The 18,864-nt window shown below is 34.5% G+C and carries 20 protein-coding genes and 2 pseudogenes; 15 read left to right on the top strand and 7 right to left on the bottom strand.

The features are described 5' to 3' along the window. Positions 1–185 precede the first annotated feature (185 nt). The 7 genes from NST98_RS07495 to NST98_RS17280 all read left to right on the top strand — a co-directional run bounded on the left by NST98_RS07495 (position 186) and on the right by NST98_RS17280 (position 6,171). Complete coding sequence (locus tag NST98_RS07495; RefSeq protein ID WP_340714232.1) at positions 186–329, top strand: hypothetical protein; 144 nt, start codon at positions 186–188, stop codon at positions 327–329. Between the two features lie 233 nt (positions 330–562). Beyond that, positions 563–1,078: a hypothetical protein gene (locus NST98_RS07490; RefSeq protein WP_340714799.1), complete on the top strand. Its 516-nt coding sequence runs from the start codon at positions 563–565 to the stop codon at positions 1,076–1,078. A gap of 44 nt (positions 1,079–1,122) precedes the next feature. Next, entirely contained in the window at positions 1,123–1,743 is a 621-nt protein-coding gene (locus tag NST98_RS07485) for a hypothetical protein (protein WP_096551753.1), read from the top strand. Further along, positions 1,743–1,940, top strand: coding sequence for a hypothetical protein (locus NST98_RS07480; protein ID WP_096551751.1), 198 nt, complete (start codon positions 1,743–1,745; stop codon positions 1,938–1,940). Before NST98_RS07485 ends, NST98_RS07480 begins: the two co-directional genes overlap by 1 nt. Positions 1,941–2,005: 65 nt before the next feature. Further along, a complete protein-coding gene (locus NST98_RS07475; RefSeq protein ID WP_340714798.1) occupies positions 2,006–4,555 on the top strand; it encodes an AAA family ATPase in 2,550 nt (849 codons plus the stop codon). Between the two features lies 1 nt (position 4,556). Further along, positions 4,557–5,588, top strand: coding sequence for an McrC family protein (locus tag NST98_RS07470; protein WP_096551747.1), 1,032 nt, complete (start codon positions 4,557–4,559; stop codon positions 5,586–5,588). 502 nt (positions 5,589–6,090) lie between these two features. Then, positions 6,091–6,171, top strand: coding sequence for a hypothetical protein (locus NST98_RS17280; protein ID WP_331855368.1), 81 nt, complete (start codon positions 6,091–6,093; stop codon positions 6,169–6,171). A 234-nt stretch (positions 6,172–6,405) separates the two neighbouring features. Here the strand turns inward: NST98_RS17280 and NST98_RS07465 are convergent. Together NST98_RS07465 and NST98_RS17275 are read right to left on the bottom strand one after the other, a co-directional pair. Continuing rightward, positions 6,406–6,870: pseudogene (locus tag NST98_RS07465) on the bottom strand (transposase); the annotation flags it as partial. Between the two features lie 37 nt (positions 6,871–6,907). Beyond that, a complete protein-coding gene (locus tag NST98_RS17275) occupies positions 6,908–7,045 on the bottom strand; it encodes a hypothetical protein (RefSeq protein WP_445684031.1) in 138 nt (45 codons plus the stop codon). A 277-nt stretch (positions 7,046–7,322) separates the two neighbouring features. Between NST98_RS17275 and NST98_RS17270 the strand changes: the two genes are divergently transcribed. The 3 genes from NST98_RS17270 (at position 7,323) to NST98_RS07455 (ending at position 9,598) form a co-directional block, all read left to right on the top strand. After that, positions 7,323–7,940 (top strand): accessory gene regulator ArgB-like protein, encoded by a 618-nt coding sequence (locus NST98_RS17270; protein ID WP_445684055.1) that lies wholly within the window; start codon positions 7,323–7,325, stop codon positions 7,938–7,940. Then, positions 7,915–8,079, top strand: a complete 165-nt coding sequence (locus NST98_RS07460) for a hypothetical protein (RefSeq protein ID WP_172597880.1) — start codon at positions 7,915–7,917, stop codon at positions 8,077–8,079. The genes NST98_RS17270 and NST98_RS07460 overlap by 26 nt, the downstream gene beginning before the upstream one ends. A 199-nt stretch (positions 8,080–8,278) precedes the next feature. After that, positions 8,279–9,598 carry a sensor histidine kinase gene (locus tag NST98_RS07455; RefSeq protein WP_096551743.1) on the top strand — a complete coding sequence of 440 codons (1,320 nt, stop codon included), beginning with the start codon at positions 8,279–8,281 and terminating at the stop codon, positions 9,596–9,598. Between the two features lie 78 nt (positions 9,599–9,676). Here the strand turns inward: NST98_RS07455 and NST98_RS07450 are convergent, their stop codons facing one another. The 3 genes and pseudogenes from NST98_RS07450 to brnQ all read right to left on the bottom strand — a co-directional run bounded on the left by NST98_RS07450 (position 9,677) and on the right by brnQ (position 12,501). Then, a complete protein-coding gene (locus tag NST98_RS07450) occupies positions 9,677–10,399 on the bottom strand; it encodes a PilZ domain-containing protein (protein WP_340715696.1) in 723 nt (240 codons plus the stop codon). After that, a pseudogene (locus NST98_RS07445) lies at positions 10,385–10,630 on the bottom strand (diguanylate cyclase domain-containing protein); the annotation flags it as partial. The pseudogene NST98_RS07445 and the gene NST98_RS07450, both read right to left, overlap by 15 nt. A 518-nt stretch (positions 10,631–11,148) precedes the next feature. Continuing rightward, a complete protein-coding gene (gene brnQ, locus NST98_RS07440; RefSeq protein WP_096551737.1) occupies positions 11,149–12,501 on the bottom strand; it encodes a branched-chain amino acid transport system II carrier protein in 1,353 nt (450 codons plus the stop codon). 275 nt (positions 12,502–12,776) lie between these two features. Here brnQ and NST98_RS07435 point away from each other — a divergent pair, with 275 nt between their 5' ends. The 5 genes from NST98_RS07435 (at position 12,777) to NST98_RS07415 (ending at position 17,616) form a co-directional block, all read left to right on the top strand. Beyond that, the gene (locus NST98_RS07435) at positions 12,777–13,445 is read left to right on the top strand and encodes a hypothetical protein (RefSeq protein WP_016838626.1); all 669 of its coding nucleotides are present in this window, start codon (positions 12,777–12,779) and stop codon (positions 13,443–13,445) included. A 248-nt stretch (positions 13,446–13,693) separates the two neighbouring features. Beyond that, a complete protein-coding gene (locus NST98_RS07430) occupies positions 13,694–14,737 on the top strand; it encodes an iron-siderophore ABC transporter substrate-binding protein (RefSeq protein WP_340714797.1) in 1,044 nt (347 codons plus the stop codon). Between the two features lies 1 nt (position 14,738). Then, complete coding sequence (locus tag NST98_RS07425; protein ID WP_408647298.1) at positions 14,739–15,776, top strand: FecCD family ABC transporter permease; 1,038 nt, start codon at positions 14,739–14,741, stop codon at positions 15,774–15,776. Continuing rightward, on the top strand, positions 15,773–16,804 hold the full coding sequence (locus NST98_RS07420) for a FecCD family ABC transporter permease (RefSeq protein WP_096551733.1): 1,032 nt from the start codon (positions 15,773–15,775) through the stop codon (positions 16,802–16,804). Before NST98_RS07425 ends, NST98_RS07420 begins: the two co-directional genes overlap by 4 nt. Then, on the top strand, positions 16,804–17,616 hold the full coding sequence (locus tag NST98_RS07415; protein ID WP_340714796.1) for an ABC transporter ATP-binding protein: 813 nt from the start codon (positions 16,804–16,806) through the stop codon (positions 17,614–17,616). Before NST98_RS07420 ends, NST98_RS07415 begins: the two co-directional genes overlap by 1 nt. 150 nt (positions 17,617–17,766) lie before the next feature. On the opposite strand, the gene NST98_RS07410 is transcribed toward NST98_RS07415, so the two are convergent. After that, positions 17,767–18,324 carry a glutathione peroxidase gene (locus NST98_RS07410; RefSeq protein WP_339288120.1) on the bottom strand — a complete coding sequence of 186 codons (558 nt, stop codon included), beginning with the start codon at positions 18,322–18,324 and terminating at the stop codon, positions 17,767–17,769. 127 nt (positions 18,325–18,451) lie between these two features. Further along, positions 18,452–18,652, bottom strand: a complete 201-nt coding sequence (locus NST98_RS07405) for a cold-shock protein (protein WP_016838632.1) — start codon at positions 18,650–18,652, stop codon at positions 18,452–18,454. Positions 18,653–18,864 lie beyond the last annotated feature (212 nt).

The following is an 18,864-nucleotide window of genomic DNA, read 5'->3' as shown; positions in this document are numbered from 1 at the left end:
TGGTGTGAAAGTGCATGTACTTACCCGGGGAGGTCTGGCGGATAGGTGAAGTTCGCTTCATAACCTACTTAGTGATAAGTAGCTGAACCGTCAGAAGTCAGCAGAGGTCATAGTATTAGTTGGTTTAGAACTACTAAGAAGGACCGAACAATTAAGAGAGAATAGCCCTTGGCATTCAGTGAGTCATGATGAACACAGAAAACATAGTACCTCACTTGAGGAAGGAAGCGGTGAATCCCGTGGGAGTCCTCTTGGAGGGTGGAGTGACCACTGGCATAAAGAGAACAGCTATTCACGGAAGTTATGAAAACTTGCGTCAATTATCTTAATTGAACCGCCGTATACGGAACCGTACGTACGGTGGTGTGAGAGGACGGGAGCTAATCACTCCCTCCTACTCGATTTTTTACGACATTAATCGACAACATTTTCTTACAAAATTAGCTAACATAAGCATGGTAAAACTTTACTGAACCTTTAGAATTATATAAAGCTTTTTTTCATTAAAAGAAAAACATGAATAGACTATTTACAAGAAAGAATGGAAAGGGGGAATAAAACAATGGGCGTGCTTTGCAAGGCCGATTATTATTATGGAGCATTACTCTCTGTACTCATTAATGGCGGTTTGGCGCCGGCATTATTTGAAAAAGAGAATGAAAGTCGTCAAATATATGAAGTATCGACGAATAATGATGATTACATGATTTATACAAAATATCATACTTCACCAACAGGATCAAAAGATTTTACATGGTCATTTACGTTTTCAGATCGTGAGCTGGAAGAGATTAAGAAATTAAAAGATGAGAATAAAAACAAGACACTCGTTTTTGCATTTATTTGCAGTCAAAAGCAGCTAAGCGATTACAATCAAGAAATTGCTGTCGTGTACTGGGACGAATTCACGGAATGTATCGATATGAACAAAAAAGACTATCGGGGAACCGCGCGCCTTTCTGTCAAATTGATGAAAGGGGCCAAAGCGCTGCGAATTTACGGCAGCAAAAGAGCTGACGTCCTGGATGGAAAAGATAACACAATTAAAATAGAAAGAAATCGGTTAAGCAGTTTGTAGTATAAGATTGGGGCCATTTAGAAAGTACAAGGAGAGGAATAAACATGTTTTCTATTAAACAGGAAATGAAAAAATTAGCACAAAAACATCCATTTTTTTCTTCAAAAGAAGCTTTTAAAAATTCATTAAAACATCAACTTCAAGAAAAGTTTTGCGTGATTGAAAACAAGGATTTTCATGGATGTGTAGTCGACCTTTGGGTGGAAGGCCCGAATTCCGAGCAACAACATGCGATATATTTAATGAATAAACTAGCTAGATTAACAATTAAGCTAGAAAATCAATTAATAGAATTAAAACATCACAATGCCCAAGATATTGGTCGTTATGATTTTCTTAAACAAGTGGAGAAACTCGAAAAGATTACAACTGGGCGGGATAATATCAAAGGGATTGCGATTCTATTAACAAATGACCATTTGTATTGGAGTGAGCCAACTAGAGCCAATACTGTTGACAGCTATTTTCGAATTCATGAAAACCGTATTCTGACTGGAGAATTGAAATGGCTGGAACATGCTTCAGCAGGAACTACGAAAGGTCGTGAAGCTCCGATCGTTATTAAAGGAACTTATAAATTACAATGGCAACATTATTCAACTGTTAGTAATGAAAAGCATGGAGAATTTCGATACTTAGCCGTTCATGTAGGAGAAGATAGATAATGAAAACAGACATAGGAGAATACATAGTTGGCGGATATTTAAAAGTCATCAAACAATGTGACTTTGTCGATTATAATGTTCGTATGCCAGGCGGTGGGCTGAGAGGATTGAGTGAGCTCGATGTTGTCGGATTAGATTTTAAAACAAAAACAGCGTATTTATGCTTAGTGAATAAGGATGATGATTGGCTGCCATGATAGAATGAATATAACACTTATCTAGAAATAGACTATTTAGTATTTGAGGTATGGAGGTATGATAGATGAGTTACGAATTACTAAAGAAACAGATGTTGAAAGATACATACATCGATATATCATTTAGAAAGTATTTACAATTTAAAGAAAGCGACACATATGATGAATCATACAAAATCGATATCTTGTCTCGTCTAAATGATTTCCTAAAAGGACAAGATATTAACGAATTTACTGTGCTTGATATTGTGAAAAAGCTGCAGAAAGAGAATCCTTCCTCTGGAAGTTTTGTACATTGGAGCAATATGGCTGATTTAGTGAAGTATGCTGAGGAGCGCCCGCATGAGGTTGCTATGTTGTTAAATCAGCTAATCTATTCATCTTTATCGGTTGAAGAGCGAATTGAATTGTTTCGGGAAAAGGGGAAAGCATATAATCCAAGCATTTCGCTTGGAGCACCGCTGTTTGCCTATTTGCTTGCCGCATTTGATTATAGAAAATACCCTCTGTACAAGCAAGAAGTGTTTACGGATTTAAAAAAATCATACGCGATTGAGATGAAGCTTGGAACCGTTGGTAACAACTATGAGACGTATTTACAAATGTGCGAAATTGCCCTTGAACACTTAAAGAACTCTTATCCTGATTTGACCATGCTTGATATTCAAGATTTCTTCTTTTGCAGTACGCAGTACAATCAGATTAAAGTTGAAAGTGCTGTCGAATATTTGTATGGATTAGCAAAAGAGTTAAGTAAATTTATGAAACAGCCAGAACTTATGCTAGAGGCGATATCAAAGCTAGATTCCGACACGCTTCACTTGCTCAGAGAACAGTACCGAAACACAGAAAAAATAAATCTTATTAAATTTATGGTTCTAGACAGAATCATTGAATTTGGGTCGATATCCATTGCTGAATTGGAAGAAATTAAAAATGATGTCAAAGCGAAATACGACACCAACATTTTGCAATCGTGGAATAACTTCACCATATTATTTCAGCTGTACTATGCGAATAAAAAGCAGAAAGTACAAGAAGAGCAACGTAAGATTCATGAAGCCATTCGTCAGCTGGAACCGTTTAAAGACTTGGATCTAGTAGAAGATAAAGTGTTGAATGGTTTCAACTGGAATCAAAATTTTGGATGTTCTGAGTGCTGGCTAGCTGTTTATGAAAAGGGACATACAAGTCATCGAACAGCACCACAATTCTTTTTATCTATTGATGAAAAGGGGATCCGTTACGGTTTACTTTATGGTGACCAGCATCCAAAAAGAGGACAAGCGAATTTATCATTTGAATCCAGTTCCGATTCGTTTCGATACGAAAACTTTTGCGAAAAAATGGTTGAAGTGTTAGAAGCATTTAAAGAAGACAACTTGACTATGGATAGGAGCGATCCAGATTCATTTATCAGTGTTGAAACTTGGATAGAGCTTCTTCAAAATGATTCTATTTTTGGCAAAAAAGATTTAGTGTATCTTCATAAAATGTACGAACTTGGAGGAGAAGCAACAGCTACCCAGCTAGCAGCTGCTCTTGGAAAGCATTCGGCTTCATTTAACTCACAAGTTGTGCAGCTTGCGAAACGAGTGATGGAAGCTACTGGCACAGCTCCGGTGAAAAGAGAAGATGGAACGATTTGCTACTGGTGCGTTCTGTTTGAAGGGGAGTATGACGAGAATCGGCATTTTATTTGGCGGCTGAAGCCTAATCTAAAAGAAGCTATTTCATCTTTACATGCCGATCAACCTTCGGGTGTATTAGAAAGCTATACAAAAGAAGATTTCTTAAGGCAAGTATTTATTGATGAAAAACAATATGATACGATTAAGGGCTTACTACAGTACAAGAAAAACATCATTTTGCAAGGGCCTCCTGGTGTTGGGAAAACATTTTTAGCAAAACGTCTTGCATATTCCTTAATGGGAGTTAAAGATGAAAATAGAGTTGAAATGGTCCAGTTCCATCAGAACTATGCTTATGAAGATTTTGTGATGGGATTTAGACCGGATGAACACGGTTTTTCTCTACAGTATGGTATTTTTTATGATTTTTGCCAACGTGCATTAGAAAATCCTAATAAAGATTATTACTTTATTATTGATGAGATTAATCGAGGGAATTTGGCCAAGATTTTTGGTGAATTGTTTATGCTTATTGAACATGATAAACGTGATGAATTTGTCACGATGGGTTATTCAAAAGATAAGTTTACCGTCCCTAGTAATGTATATATAATTGGGACAATGAATACAGCGGATCGATCATTAGCTCAGTTGGAAGTAGCTCTGCGTCGTCGCTTTGCATTTGTGACGCTAAAACCTGCTTTTAATGAGAAATGGAAGCGTGCCGTTCAGGCCTCAGGTGTTTCTGACCAAATGGTGGCGAGGATTTTATCTGCAGTTGAAAGGATAAATAACGAAATTGTGAATGATTTTCAGCTAGGGAGCGGCTATGCTATTGGCCATTCATTTTTTACAGCAAAACCTAAGCATATGGATGAAAATACATGGTTTGAAAGCATTTTAACTTTTGAAATTACTCCGTTATTAGAAGAGTACTTCTTTGATCGACCAGACATTGTTAGAGAACTGATTGAGGGAATATAGTATGAAGTCTGTATTAAAAGTCCCTATTCGCAATTTGTTTTGCTTACTCAGTTATGTGAATGAAATGCCAGAATTAATTGAGAGTTTGAATGATGTCGACGAAGACTTGATTACTTATGATTTCATTGCCAACCGATTTTTGTACGAAGTAGATCTTTTGCATCGTCGTGGACTTGTTAAGAATTATGTAACTAGGATTGAATCCACGAACCGACTTGGTGGGCGAGTCATTATGAATGAATCCATGCCGTACATTTTGTCAAAAAAGCCTACCGTCGTATGTGAGAAAGATGAATATTCAGCGAATATTTTATTAAACCAAGTAATGAAATCCACGTTAAGATCCATCTGTGTGAATCGTTATGTAAAAGAAGAAACAAGAAAGCGAAGTTTTCATTATTTAGAATTAATTTCTGAAGTGGATCCACTCCCAATAACAAGGGAAGTATTTTCTCGCATCTACTTTGGAAGACACGATGCGTATTATAAGCGTATGGTGCATATTGCTAAATTGCTGCATGAACTAACGCTGTTATCCCACAAACATGGTAACTGGAGTTTATTTTCAGCTGAACTAGATGAGAAATCGTTAAATCGCATTTTCGAGAAATTCTTGTTTAACTTTTACAGAATTGAGCAGAAAAAGTATCGAGTGTCCTCCGAAGTTATGCAGTGGAAGCTAGAGGGAAATCAAACCTACTTGCCAACGATGAAGACAGATGTCTCATTAACACATAAAAATGGCTTTGAGAAAATTGTAATCGATGCGAAGTTTTACAAAAATATCTTCCAAGAGAATTATGGAAAATCGTCGTTTCATAGCCACAATCTGTATCAATTGTTTACCTATTTGATGCATCAGCCAAAGGAGATTATCAACTTGAAAGGTATTTTGATTTATCCATTTAATGGGATTCAAATCAATGAATCGTTTCGTTGGGATGATCGCATGACGATGGAAATCATGATCATTAACTTAGAAGATTCATGGAAAGAGATTTATAAGAATCTCATGAGGATTATTGGGGAGTGAAATCTACTCATATTGGTGAACAGTGCACTGGCACGCCCCGAAGTATGTGGAGGAAGATTGTTAGAGTAAAAGAAAAAGAGAGCCCTCCAACTTCCCATCATGAACTTATCCCTATCAGTGGACAGTAAATAAAAAGGAACTTATTAGGCAGCTGTAGCCGGATATGCTTTAGGGCGACAGCTGTTTCATTTCGTTTGTATCCGTTCATTGTTGCAGAATTCAATGTATTGTGAAACTGCTTGCTTCAATTCTACAGCCGGTTCAAATTGATACATGTCTTTAAATGACTAAAAAAGTTCTCCATACAAGCATGATCTAAACAATTTTATTTTCTAGAAATACTTGCCCTTATATTGTCATATTTAAGTAGTGTGTGATTATTTTCTTGATGTGGGCTGAAATCCTTAGGCGCTAAAAAGCTAATGGAAGATGAGAAGTTAATCGCCGTTGAAAAGAAAATCGCACTCATGATTGGGATAAGAAAGAACAAGTCCAAGCACGTATGCGTTTATCTATTAAGAAGGTGCTCCAGAAACATGGGTATCCGCCGACAAAGAACCAAAAGCTGTTGAGGATGTATTAGAACAGGCGAAGTTACAGGCTGCAAACATGTAGGGAGATGATGGCTAACTTGTATCATTATGAGTTAGCCCTTCCTTTTATAAAAATACTCACTACCGTCGCATAAATGATGTCTGAATTTTCAGTTTTATTTTTTCTGGACTTTAGAGAAAAAACGAAAACACCTAAGCGAGGGTAGTAAACATCCATTTTTTTACTATAACCTATGACTTGTGCAACAACGACTGGCAAACCTTTATGGGACGCCGTTTCCTTCGATTTTTCGTAACCAAATGTGAGCGGATTTCCACAAAGAAGCCTTCAAATAGCGACTAATTTGTAAGTAACTGCGTTCGCTATTCGTGTTCAACTGAGCTAAAACATTCAAACAGTACACTATCATGGCTACGTACACTTGATTGTGTACAGCTTGTTCACTGTGACCAAAAAACTTTTTAATGTTCAGATGTTGTTTCATCCATTTGAAAAAAAGTTCGATTGCCCAACGTGATTGGTAGATTTCTGCAATTTCATCTGCGTCAATGTCAAACCGATTTGTCAGTAAATGAAGCTCATTTCCTTTTGTATCATGCAATTTGAGTAAGCGAAACACGTTTTCAGAACGATTTTGCGTGGTTCCAATCACCACCATTTCATCGGAGAATACAGGCGAATCTTCAGGTAACGAAAAGGAAACTAACACACGGACGACAGCGTTTTCGCAAACTCCCGGTTTCATGTAATTGAGCGTACAACAGTCATTTCAGAAATGAAGCCATATAAAGCTTCTTTGTATAGCAATCTAGTTGATAGACTTTCACCATATCGTCAAATAAGTTGAAATGAATTGGTGAAAACCATTGTTCAAATGATGTGTTTCGTGTAAACTTATCCATGGTTTTGTCCTTTGTATTGGATTTGGATGGTTTATTACCACCCAACCATTATAAAGGATTTTTTTGTGTTTAGATTATATTTCAGAAAATTCGGTTTATTTGAAGGTGTTAAATTATTTTAATGCGACGCTAGTAGGAAAATATAGTTACAGAAAATTCAGATTTATTATGTCTATTGATATTTTTTATGAGAGCATAATGAATTCTAATATTCACCATTAAATGGACTGATGATAAAATAAGAGATGGAGGTGATGAATTAATAAATTTAAAATGAATACATCGAAATAAAGGAGGGAACAAGAAGATTTCTAGAATTGAAAATGCAATCTTTCATCTATTAGATCAAGAACATTTTTCTCATTTGGAAAAAGAAAAATTAAAATTAGGTATTCAAATCATTATCTCAGAGTCTTACAAGCTTATATTAATTTATTTATTGGCTTATTTATTAAATTGTATAGTTCCAACATTGATTGCGCATCTTACATTTTTCATATTAAGGCAAGTTTGTTTCGGCTATCATTTTAACAACCTAATTATATGCCTCGCTACTAGCATCATAGCATTTCCAATCACTATTAAATATTTAGCTGTTTATTACTCAATTATTCCTACATTCCTCTTATATATTATTTTTATCATCATACTAGTATTTATCTATAAACTTGCACCTAAAGGAACAGAAAAGCACCCGATTATCAATCAACATCATAAAAAATATTTGCGAAGAAAAATGGCCTTCCGAGTATTCATAATAGTTGGAATATTTTGTATTTCGCCATTCGAAATAAAAGTTTTTATCGCTTATGGGGCTTTATTAGAATCTCTAATGTTACTATCTCAATCAATTAAGGGGGAGTATTTTTATGAAAATGAATTGGATGAATGTTAAAAATTTAATTTCTAAAATTGCGATGGTTGTAGTTGCTGTTGGAGGTACAGCTACGATTACTGGATGTACAACATTATTCCATGAGAAAAAGATTTCAAATGAGTTACTAGAAAATCATCCTTTTGCTACAAAAAAATAACTCCGTAAAATGTTTTTCCATTGTTTTCCGACTAACTCTATTAGTCGGAATTTTCTTCCTCTAATTTATAAGCCCTACTAATTTATACATAAATTAGTACAAAATTACGAAAATCCGTTGCGTTCATGTGTACTATCGTAATATAGTTATTATATTATTGATTCATTCCAGAATAGAATTATACATAGTAGGAGAAAAAATGAAGCTAGTATTGATAATGATTGAGTTAATCTTGATAGTGTGGGCAGTCACGTATACATCACAAATCAAATTGCGAATGAAGCAAATTTTATTTTTCGCCTTAACCGTATTTTGTCCTACAAGTTTTATTTTCTTATGGGTAGGTCAATGGCAAGGAATTATTTACTTTATTGTTAGTTCATTAATTTATTTCTTTTTACTCACAAAAAAATTTATTATACTAATACAACTTTGTTTCTTTATTATTATAGGTATCTTAGTAGATAATCTTGCCCAATATATTATGCAATCACTCTCAATTAACTTTTTACCTGGTGTCTTAGATCAATATTGTTTTTTTATTGTTTTATTTATTATTAGTGTCTTTATTTATCGATATTTTCACAAAAAATTTATTACATTGTTACCTGAAATAAAGAGTGCTATCAAATTTATTTTTTTTGTTGTGATTGTAACGATGGTCACTTTTTACATTAATATCTACTTAACAGATTATTTATCTAAAGATACAGTGTTAATATTCAATATCGTGATTCAGATTACGTATTTTGTCATCATGCTGTTTATACTTTCATTGACGATATTAAACATCAAAAAACAACATGATATTCAAAAAATAGAGTTTGAAAATAATCAGTTTAATAGTTATATGGAATCATTGGAATTAATTAATAATGATATGCAAAAATTCCGACATGATTACAACAATATATTGTTTACTATGCAAGGTTACATTGAAATTAATGATTTTGAGGGTTTAAAAGAATATTTTAAACAACATATATTCTCTACAGAAATGAACACATTAAAAAGAAATCAATTGTTAGCAAATTTATCGAAAATGAAGGTCACAGGAATTAAGGGTCTGCTTTTAACAAAGATTTTACAAGCTGAAAAAGAAAATATATCAATTAATATTGAAATTCCAGAAGATATTGAAGACTTTCATATGAATGTCATTGATTTAGCTAGAATTCTAGGAATCTTTTTAGATAACGCAATTGAAGCGAATTATCAATCCAATCAAAAAATTAATTTTGATAGTGAAATTGATATTGCATTTATTAAAACCAATGATGATTCGTTGATGATCATCATCGAAAATACATTCTATGATGAAGAGGTAGATTTAGAAAACATTTTCGAAGATGGATTCTCTACGAAAGGAAAAAATCGTGGAAAAGGATTAAGTAATGTGAAAAGTATTTTGAAAAACTATCCGAATGTTAAATTAAACACCACTGTAAATGACTATAACTTTACTCAAATTCTTGAAATAAAAAATATTCATTCAAAACTAATAAAAGTTGAGAGATAATCAAATAAGCAAACAATATTGGGTTGGATAGGGGAGAACCTACCTAACCCAATTTTTTGATATCAAAAGTGTACATCATTAGTTTATTACAACGATATTGAAGTACTCATTAATATCGTCAACAATCGCTCTCTTGTATGGTGGTACCTTTTTATGATTTTTTGCTAAAGTGTCAAGAATTGTGGTGAACTTAGCTCTTTCTTCATCATTTTCAAAAATAAACTTAACACCATATTCCGCTAGATCTTCATTCACTTCTTCTTTCCAAACAATTTTCGCATTCAATAAAATGGACTCTCTAAGCAATTCTGTAATAAATTGGTAAAGAATGTCCGTACGGATTGGCAAATTAAGATTTGATATAAATCTAAGTCCTCCAGCACCGATTTCTGTAACTAATACTTTGGATACCCCGATATCCAAGTTTCGCTTTGCTATCGATGAGATTTTTAATTTTGCTTCAAGCGGGCAGTGGAAGTAAAACGATGATGTTTTCTTCTGTCTTGTATTATTTTTTCCATCAAATGGTAAGTTATCCAAATCAGTTATTAGGCCATTTTCTTTTGCAATATTAATGAATTCACCAGGTAAAAGAAGCCCCCATTTTGGATGTCTACACCGAATTAACGCTTCAGCACCAGTGATTTGTTTAGTAGTTGTATCCACTCGAGGTTGAATGTAAAATTCTAATTCATTGTTTTCGATTGCCTTCTTTAAATCTCGTCCTATGGAATAATTTTTATAGGATTGGATACTATTTGTATGGGAGAGGATATGATAAGTTCCTTTTCCTTCTTTCACAGCCTTTTGTAAAGCTACGCTAGAATTTCTTAATAACTCCAAGCTGGTTGTCCCATTTTCAGGGAAGATGCAAGCACCAATACTTACGGTAATATAAAGTTGGTATTCTTTTACAAAAAATGGATCGTTTAAGAAATTTGTAATTTGTTTAATTTTTTCTTTTAAAGCATCGATGGGCTTTATTTCTTTAATGAATAAAATAAATTCATCGCCGCCTGTACGTGCTACGAAATCCTGAGGAGATAAATACTATTTTAATTGTTTAGGAAGTTGTTTCAAAATTTCGTCGCCTATTTCATTTCCGAGGGTATTGTTGAAGTAAGTAGCTTAAATAAAAAAGTGGAAAATCATTTATCGATACACTTTTTTGATTGGGATGGATGCGATGAAGAAAGTGAATAATGGAGGAAATAAAAAAGAAGGGAGTTATGAATTGACTCCCTTCTTTTAAGGAAATATTACTTTTTTCTTAATAGATAGTCACCAAGTGGTAGAAGAAATACAATAAATAAAACTGTTAAAATAGTCAGTGCTTCTAAAATAGTAATTGCAACTTGGTCAAACATCCTTATTAGCCTCCTTTCAGTCACAAATTATGTTACCTTAAATGATAGTAATTTTCCATCTTATTTAATTGGAGTAAACAATGTAAAAAATTCTTGTTCCTGTTTCAATTGTATTATTGCAATATTACATTTCCAAACTTATGTCAATGTTGAAAAGGGCGCCATAAAGTGACGCCCCCTTTTTTATTGTGTCACGATTTGTTTTGAACCTTTTGGCCACAAAATTCCGATGATGAATCCAAAGGCAGCCGGCAACATCCAGCCTAGTCCAATATCATAAAGTGGCAAATAATCGGAATAAAATGACTTAATTGATTCGAACAATGAAATAGTTGTACTTGGTAAACTTGCAACTAATGTACTGTAACCATCAAATAAGCTTACACAGAAAGTGAAAAACATCGTTGAAGTATAGACACTTTGCTTATTTCCGTATAAAGGTGAGCAAAGGGTTAAAATAATTAGAACAATCGCTAATGGATACAATAACATTAATACAGGAATAGCGAATTGAATAATATTATTTAAACCAAAGTTCGCTATTGTAAATGATACAAGACATAAGATGAGTACGAACCATTTGTAACTAATTTTAGGATATACTTGGTTGAAAAACTCACTACAAGACGTTATCAATCCGATACTTGTTTTTAAACATGCAAGAACAATGATAATCGCAAGTAATATTGCCCCATAATCACCGAAATAATATTGAGCGACTGCGGCAAAGATTTGTCCACCATTTTCGAAAGTGCCGATTGCCAAAACGCTAGATGCCCCCATATACGTAATAAGTCCATAAATGAGTGCCATCAATGCCATGGCAAATACGCCGGCTTTCAGAGTTGACTTTGCAATTTCTGTTTTATTTGTAATTCCTTGTCCTTTTATTGCGTTAATCACAACAATCCCGAAAGCCAATGATGCAAGAAGGTCCATTGTATTGTATCCTTCTTTAAATCCTGTTATAAATGCAAGGTCGCGATAATCGCCAATTGGTTGATCGAATGACCCCATTGGTTTTATGATTGCGATAATAATTAAAATGAATAAGAACAATAAAAAGGCAGGAGTTAAATATTTCCCAATATAATCGACGATTTTCGCTGGATTTAAAGAGAAGTAATAGACAATGGCAAAAAATACAAAACTAAAAATTCCTAACAACAATGTGCTATATTCGGGATTGATATATGGTTCAAAACCTACAACGAAAGGTACCGTTGCTGTTCGTGGAATTGCGAAAAATGGACCAATCGTTAAATAAAGAGCGATTGCAAAAATCACGCCGAACAGTGGATGAACTCTTCCAGCTAATTCCCGTAAACTATTGCTACCAGATAACCCAAAGGCAATGATTCCTAAGAAGGGTAACCCGATGGCTGTAATGAGGAATCCAATTAATGCAGGCCAAAAATTTGTACCAGCTAGTTGTCCCATTTGGATTGGGAAAATTAAGTTCCCTGCACCAAAAAACATCCCAAATAGCATTGTACCAATGACTGCATAAGTAGAAAATGAACTCATCTTTTTCATAATCTCTGCTCCTTCTAAGTTGAATAATTCTAATTTTAGCAACTTTTCAGAAAGGAATCTATGTAGATTGAAAAAGTAGGAAAATGAGGAATTTTCAATTTAGTTTTTAAATTGGGAATATTATCAAAATATATGGAGTTATCATTTGCAAAAAGGTAGAATGATATTGATATAATAAAATGGAAAAAATTCAGAATAATGTAAAATTAAACTTTACAAGAACTTTTGTTCGTGTTATTGTAATTGATAATAAAAGATGAAGAGGAGTTGTTTTCATGGAAAATAGAGACGAGGATCTCCATTTTCAAAAGATGAACAAGTTTTTTATTGAATCATCAAAGAAAAAAAGAAATGCTCCAAATACTAACCCGTTTTTATTAGGTAAACAAACCGATTTTATATTAGAAGAATTTCAAAATAGTTATATACGAATTGATACTTCTATTGAAACAAATCCGGAATATCAATTGATTAATGGATGGACAAATATCATTCTCATGAATGAAGGCGCAAAAACGATAGGTTATCTAAACTTCAAAATTTACAACTCTTTTATAATGGATAAATCTGATTTGTTAAAGGTAGCCAAATCATTTTCAGATGAGGAATATACAATCATTTCTACTTTTAAAAAACATTTTCAATCTACCTTTGATGAAGGTTACATTAAGTTCCTAATAGTAAATGAAATATTCTTAAATAATGAATACCAGCAAAAGGGATACGAATTAAAAGCGATGGTAGAATTAATAAGCTTATGTCGTATTTTAGAGATTGATTACATCATTTCAAAACCTCTACCAATCATAAAAGAGAATTTTAATTACGGAAAATCCAAAAAACAAATGGCAAAAATGGCTTTTCTCAATAATAAACTAGTTTTTGATGTATATTATTTAGAGGAACAAGAACCAATCATTGTATTGGATATTAGCCGTATATGAAAACTATTTTTATGAAACACCATTTTACTCATTGACGATGGGGAGAAATGGTGTTTTTATTATGAAGGGATATTTTATTTTAATGTATGTCGGATAAAGAATCCTATTAAGGAATTATATTGAAATGAATTATGAAATTCCCATTTATAAATAGTTAATTAGTGATTGACAATCGGTTTGTAAAAATATTATATTATCATCGAAAATGATAATTATTATCAATTGCGAAATAAAAGAGGTGTACTAAGATGAAAAATAAAATATTCTCAATAGTTTTTACATTATTATTCATACTCTTGTTAGCAGGTTGTTCTGAACAATCCTCTAATCAATCAAATGGTGAAGAAAAAGAAACGAACACAAGCAATGAATCATCAGTAGAATATCCGATTGTCATTCAACATGCATTTGGTGAAACGGTAATTGAAAAGAAACCAGAACGAGTTGCAACTATCGCTTGGGCAAACCATGATGTTGCGCTTGCTTTAGGAGTTGTACCAGTAGGTTTTTCTGCTGCTAACTATGGCGTTCAAGATGATAGTGGCATGCTTCCATGGACAAAAGAAAAATTAAAAGAACTTGGTGTAGAAAAACCAAATATTTACCAAGATACAGATGGATTAGATTTTGAAGCAATTGCAGATAGTGAACCAGATGTTATTCTTGCGGCTTATTCAGGCATTACAAAAGAAGAATACGATATTTTAAGTGAAATTGCGCCAGTTGTTGCTTATCCAGAAACGCCTTGGGTAATATCTTGGAGAGATCAAATCTTATACAATGCAAAAGGTATGGGAATGGAAGAAGAAGGTAAACAACTGATTGCTGATACAGAAAACTTAATTAAAGAAAAGGTAAGCAAATATCCTGAATTAGCAGGAAAGAAAGCTGCTTTTGCGTCTATCAGTGCAGCAGATTTATCAAAATTCTATATCTATACAACGCAAGACCCGCGCGGAGAGTTTCTTGAAGAGTTAGGAATGAAATATCCTGAAAGCTTACAAGAATTTATTGGAGATCCAAATAGTTTCTATATCGAAATGAGTGCAGAAAACGCAGATGTATTAAATGATGTAGACATTATCGTGACATATGGTGATGAGCAAACATTAAAAGCTCTTCAACAGGACTCAATTTTAGGAAAAGTACCGGCAATTCAAAAAGGTGCCGTTGTAGTCATTGGTGATAATACACCATTAGCAGCAGCTGGTAATCCGAATCCGCTTTCCATTGCGTACACCATCGATGAATATTTAAGTTTGCTTGCGGAAGCGGCAAAAAAGCTAAATTAATATGATGAAAACAACAACCTATAAAGAAAAAAAGCAAAACCTTATCCCGAAAAAATTGTTTGCACTGCTAATTGTACTAATTGTTTTGCTGGGTGTTTGCATCATTGCTTCATTATTATTTGGTTCTCGAATCATTAGTTGGACGGATATAATGGATGGACTATTCCATTCCCATGTAGATTCCCATGAAGCAAATGTTGTACGGCAAAGGGTTGTCCGCACCATTTTTAGTATTATGACCGGAGTCGCTCTCGGAGTTTCGGGTGCCTTAATGCAATCGGTGACCCGAAATCCGATTGCGGATCCAAGCATATTAGGAGTCAATACGGGGGCAGCCCTTTTTGTCGTATGTGGAATTGCGTTCTTTCATATTAGCTCTGCCAGTCAATATATTTGGTTTGCGATTGTTGGAGCAATGATTGCTGCAATATTTGTCTATTCCATTGGATCGATGGGAAGTGGCGGTGCAACACCATTGAAACTTGTGTTGGCAGGTGCCGCGACAAGTGCCATTTTGTCTTCGCTTGTTTCAGCGGTCATGATTCCGCGTACAAATGTTATGGATCAATTTCGATTTTGGCAAGTAGGTAGCGTGGGATCAGGCTCTTGGGATTCCATTTCAATTTTTCTCCCTTTCTTGTTAACAGGATGTATCATTGCCGTTATTACAGCTCCCGCATTAAATGCCATACTTTTAGGGGATGAGGTTGCTACTAGTTTAGGTGTACGGATTGGGTTCATTCGGCTAATTGCTGCATTTGGTGGCGTACTATTATGTGGTGCTGCAACAGCTCTTGCAGGCCCCATAGGATTTATCGGTTTACTTGCAACTCATGTTGTTCGATTAGTAATCGGACCGGATATGCGCTACATTATACCGCTGTCTGCTCTTACAGGAGCAATTATATTAACATTGTCAGATGTATGTGGAAGGTTGTTAGGTAGTCCTGGAGAATTAGAAGTCGGGGTTGTAACAGCCTTTATTGGTGCTCCTATATTAATTTTCATTACAATGAAATCGAAAGTTCGTGAAATATGATGAATGATACATTGAGTTTAATTCGATCAGCTCGTTCAAAAAGACAACGTCGCTTTGTAATTTTGACAGCATTATTGGGCTTAATCTCAGTAGTCTTATGCTTCATGATGCTGATGGTTGGTAACACGATTTATCCTGTAAAAGACGTAATACGGGTACTTTTTGGTGAAGAAGTAAAGGGTGCATCCTTTGCTGTCGGAACAATTCGGTTACCTCGAATGGTGGCAGGAGTGTTTGCAGGTTTCGCCTTTGGTGCTGGTGGTTATGTATTTCAAACGATGTTACGGAACCCATTAGCCAATCCCAATGTGATTGGGATTACGACAGGTTCAAGCGCTGCGGCTGTTTTTTGCATCGTTATTCTTCATGCCAGTCTTGCAACCATTTCAATCGCTGCCGTAATTGGTGGTCTATGTACAGTATTGATTATTTATTTTTTAGCAAAAGGGAGTTCCTTCTCCATTGGAAGATTGATTTTAATCGGCATTGGCATTCAGGCGATGTTAAATTCTGTTATTTCTTATTTACTGTTGATTGGGAATCAACACGATATACCAACGGCAATGCGCTGGCTGAGCGGCAGTTTAAATGGGTTGAAATTGGAAACTCTTTATCCACTCATTTTCACTGTCATTCTTTTGACTCCGATTTTAATTATGTACGGTAAGCAATTGGAGATGTTGGAATTAGGAGATCAAACAGCGACATCGATTGGAGTAAATGTAAATAGAACGAGAATCATGTTGATGATAAGTTCCGTATTGATGATTGCTTTAGCTACGGCAACAACAGGGCCAATTGCTTTCGTTGCATTTCTTTCGGGGCCCATTGCCAATAGAATCATGGGTACAGGCTTTTCAAATATCATTCCTGCCGGGCTTGTTGGCGTAATCCTAGTATTGGCTGGGGATTTAATTGGTCAACATGCTTTCGAAGCTAGATATCCAGTGGGTGTGATTACCGGTATCCTTGGTGCACCTTACTTGTTATATTTATTAGTTCGTTTGAATCGAAAGGGTGGATTGTAATGAAACCTACACACGTGCTTTCAGTTGAAAATCTGTTTGCAGGATACGATAAGAAGACCGTTCTGCAAGACGTAACCATCACTATTCCAAGCAATAAAATCAGTATAATTATTGGAGGGAATGGTTGTGGGAAATCAACATTATTAAAAACGATGGCAAGATTAATAAAACCTGACTCTGGCCAAGTATTGTTGGATGGAAAACCGATTCATCAAATTCCCACTAAACAATTAGCTCGTGTGTTAGGGTATTTACCACAATCTCCTATCGTTCCAGAAGGAATTACGGTGGTTGATTTAGTAGGTCGAGGAAGATTTCCACATCATTCGTTTTTAAAAGGTTGGACGAGTCAAGATGATGATGCTGTAAGCGAAGCAATGGAAATCATGAACATTACCGATTTAGCCGATTGTTATATTGATGAACTTTCGGGTGGCCAAAGACAGCGTGTATGGATTGCAATGGCCCTTGCTCAACAAACGGATATTTTATTTTTGGATGAACCAACAACCTATTTGGATATTACATATCAAGTAGAAATACTGGATATGCTTACAGATTTAAATCGAAAACGCGGCACAACGATTGTTTTGGTGCTTCATGATATCAATTTATCTGCCCGATATGCAGATCATATTTTTGCCTTTAAGCAAGGTAAATTAGTGGCGGAAGGGACTCCATCAGAAGTTATCAGTAGCCAATTAATTAAAGATATTTTTGGACTCGATTGCACTGTCGTTCAAGATCCTGTTTCATTATCACCATCAATCGTCCCAATTGGACGATATCATAATCATCTGGTGAAGAGTTAGAAAGGGAATAGGGACTCGAGCCTTCTAGAAAATTTCTAGAAGGCTCTTAAATTTCCTATTTTTCCGTTAACAGCTTTTGCAAATAAAGAGCAAATTAGAATATATCCCCAATCCTTTTCTAATCCGCTCATAAATTGACAATCCCATCATTTATGCAATAGAAGTTTTTACTGCGTCTTGAATCGCATTTTCCACATCTAGTATAGAATCGGTTGGTTCAAAGCGTTTCACTACATTTCCATTTGCATCCACAATAAATTTAGTAAAATTCCATCGAATGTTTTTTCCATCAAGGGCAAGAGGGGTACTTTCTTGAATTTTAGATTTTAGTATCTTTTCTTCAAAATCGATTCCGAACTCGCGGCATTCTGCTTGTTCTTTTAAATATTCAAATAGCGGATGAGCTTCATCTCCATTGACATCAATTACATCAAAAATCGGGAACGTTACACCGAAATTTATTTTACACATTCTTTCTGTTTCTTTTCCATCTTCAGGATTTTGTTCAGCAAATTGATTGCTTGGGAAACCTAATATGATGAGACCTTGATTTGCAAATTTTTCATACAATCTTTGTAAATCTTCAAATTGATATGTAAAACGGCAGTGGTTTGCAGTGTTTACGATTAACATCGTTTTATTGCGATAAGTTTCCATTGAAAGAATTTCACCGTTTGGTTTTTTTATAAGAAATTCATAAATAGACATGCTCTAATCCCCTTCATCTATTATTTTATTCTAATAATTATTATATAATAATTATTATAAAAGTCGAAAAAAATGCTTATCATATGGAATAAAAAAATCCTCTGCCTTTTGCAGAGGATCAACGTATTTATCGTTTCACAACGTTTGTTGCTTGAGGTCCACGGTTGCCTTCTTCCACTGAAAACTCAACTTTTTGACCTTCTTCAAGTGTTTTGAAGCCGTCTCCTTGAATTGCGGTGTAATGGACAAATACATCGATTCCACCTTCAACTTCAATGAATCCATAACCTTTTTCTGAGTTAAACCATTTTACTGTACCTTGATTCATTTTAAAAAAACCTCCAAATTTAATTTTCCATAATTACATTTTTAAACTAAAAAAATTCACACATTACAAAAAGTACCAAACGAACACGATTACTTTTTGTAATATGTGAATTCATTAGATAAAAGTTATATAATTATTAATTCATAATAAAACAAAAAATAGATTTTGTCAAATGTTTTTCGTTACAAGAATCCGTGTTGATAAGCATTATT

It is taken from the genome of Ureibacillus sp. FSL W8-0352, assembly GCF_038004345.1.
In the GTDB taxonomy this organism is placed as follows: domain Bacteria; phylum Bacillota; class Bacilli; order Bacillales_A; family Planococcaceae; genus Ureibacillus; species Ureibacillus thermosphaericus.
Note: the sequence above shows the minus strand (reverse complement) of the source record. Positions and strands in the feature narration are given on the sequence as shown.